Origin of the sequence: Inquilinus sp. CA228 (assembly GCF_052078665.1) — a bacterium.
Taxonomy (GTDB): Bacteria; Pseudomonadota; Alphaproteobacteria; order DSM-16000; family Inquilinaceae; genus Inquilinus.
Genome location: NZ_JBQJIK010000169.1, coordinates 1 through 2547, shown reverse-complemented (window position 1 = coordinate 2547; position 2547 = coordinate 1). Strand labels below are relative to the sequence as shown.

The following is a 2547-nucleotide window of genomic DNA, read 5'->3' as shown; positions in this document are numbered from 1 at the left end:
TGCGCGACGCGATCGAGCTGTGCCCGGCCGAGATCGTGGCCCGGCCGCGGCCGCGCATCTGGCTGGCCTATGCCCGGATGCCCTACGATCCGCGTGAGGCGCAGCGGGCCCTGGCCGAGATCCGCCGGACGCTGGAACCGGAGACGGCGCCGCTGGACTACGCCATGGCGCTGAACGGCGAGGCCCGGGCGGTGCTGTCCGACTTCTTCGACTTCCGCGAGCTGCCGCGGCTGGTCGAGCAGATCGACGCCGCCCTGCCGCGGCTGGGCGAGGCGCTGCCACCGGCCACCCGCAAGACCCTGATGATCACCCGCTGCATGGCCATCCTGATCGGCTGGCCCGACCATCCGGAGGCCGGGGAGGCGCGGCGCTGGATCGAGGCGGCCCTGCCCTTCCTGCCGCCGACAGTCCAGCTGCTGCTGGGCAGCGTGCTGATCAACCACCTGATCTGGTGGCGCGGCGACCTGGCCGCGGCGCGCCCCTTCCTGGGCCGGCTGGAAGCGCTGGCGCGGCAGCGGGACATGGCGCCGCTGTCGGTGATGACCTGGTACTACGCCGCTTTGTCCCAGGCCCATCTCGACGGCGACGACGAAGCGCTGCGCCGGCTGACCGACGAGGTGGTGGCCTTCGCCGGCGACCGCGGCGTCTCGCACCGCCTGACCAACGCCTTCTGGGTCGTGGTCCAGGCCGCCGCCGCCGCGGGCGACCGCGCCGCGGCCGAATCCATGCTGCAGCGCTATGCCGCCTGCGCCCAGCAGCGCTGGCGCCGCACCGACTTCATCGGGCTGCACCATCTGCGCGCCATCCTGGCGCTGTGCACCGGCGACACGGCGACCGCGATCGCCGAGGGCGGGCAGGCGCTGGACTATGCCCGGCGCCATGGCGGGCCGCATCAGATCGCGGCCCAGAGCCTGCTGCTGGCGACGGCCCACGCCATGGCCGGGGACGAGGCGGCACGGCCGCATGTCGAGGCGCTGCGCCAGGTCGCGGCGCGCACCGGCAACGCCACCTTCCTGCTGCATGCCGACCTGGCCGAGGCGTTCCTGGCCAGGGACGACGATGTGGTGGAACCGTGGAGCCGCGTCGCCGAGGCTGCCGGCCGCCTGGGGGTTCGCCGGATCGCCGGGATGAACCGCCCGGCCCTGGCCCGGCTGGCCGACCGGGCCCTGGCGGGCGGCGCCGACGCCGAGGCGACGCGGCGCGTGATCGCGCTGTGGGAGCTGCCGCCGCCGGAGGGGGCGCATGAGCTGTGGCCCTTCCCGGTCGAGATCCGCGCCCTCGGCGGCTTCGCGGTGCAGGCCGATGGCGCGCGCGTTGCCATGGGCACCGGCAAGGCGCAGCGCAAGCCGATGGAGCTGCTGTGGTGCCTGATCGCCGGGCCGGCCGATGGCTGGGCCCAGGAGGACCTGGTCGACCAGCTGTGGCCGGAGCTGGACGGCGACCACGCCATCCCGGCGCTGCGCTCCACGATCTACCGCCTGCGCAAGCTGATCGGGGCGCGGGCGATCCGGCACGAGGACGACCGTCTCGGCCTCGCGCCCGGCCAGGTGCGGACCGATGTGGCGCGGCTGCGCGCCGCCCTCGCGGCACTGCAGGACCCGGCGGCCGGGATGGCGGCTCGCCGCGCCGCCTTCGACCTGGCGATCGGCCTGGTGCGCGGCCCGCTGCTGCCCGGCATCCGGCTGCCGCCGGTGGCCGAGGCACGCGACCGGCTGCACACGCTGCTGGCGGCGGCCGGGACCGAGCTGCTGCTGGCGCAGGACCCGGCCGACCCCGCCACGGCGCTGCGGGCCGGCCGGCTGGGCGCCGCGGCCTGCGCCTGCCGCCGCCGCTGGCCGGCCTGGTGCGGGAATGACGACGGTCGCCGCCTCCGGAAACACCGATGCCAGGCCGCCGCGGCTGCTGCTGGTCCTGGCCGGTCTCTACCTCGCCCAGGCGATCCCGGTCTCGCTGTTCCTGACCGCGATGCCGCCGATCCTGCGGCAGGAGGGGGTGACCCGCACCGCCCTGGGGTATCTCGGCCTGCTGGCGATCCCCGGCGTGCTGAAATTCCTGTGGGCGCCGCTGGTCGACCGGATGCGTCCGATCGCCCGGGCGCACCGCGCCGGCTGGATCGTGCTGACCCAGGCCGGCGTGGTGCTGGCGGTGCTGGCACTGCTGCTGATCCGCCCCGGCGACATCCTCGGCTTCATCCCGATCGCCTTCGCCATCGCCATGCTGGTCTCGACCCAGGACGTCGCCACCGACGGCTATGCCACCCTGGCGCTGCCGCCGGGCCGGCGGGCGGCAGGCAATGCGGTGCAGAGCGGGGCGGCGGCGGCCGGGGTGGTGTTGGGCGGCAGCCTCGGCCTCATCCTCTACCAGCAGCTCGGCTGGTCCGGGATGGTGCTGGGCATGGCCGGGCTGTGCCTGCTGCCGCTGGCGGCGGTGCCGGCGATGCGGGAGGACCGGAGCGCCGGCGATTCGGCACCGCGGCCCCGGCCCAGGGTGATGGCCTTCCTGCAACGGCCGGAGGCGCGGCGCATCCTGTGGATCGCGCTGCTGTTC

1 protein-coding gene is annotated in these 2547 nt (G+C 75.4%); it reads left to right on the top strand.

Translation table 11 applies throughout. The features are described from left to right. Nucleotides 1–1557 precede the first annotated feature (1557 nt). A partial coding sequence (locus ACTOWL_RS37745) for an MFS transporter (protein WP_441326443.1) occupies nucleotides 1558–2547 on the top strand: 990 nt, incomplete at its 3' end.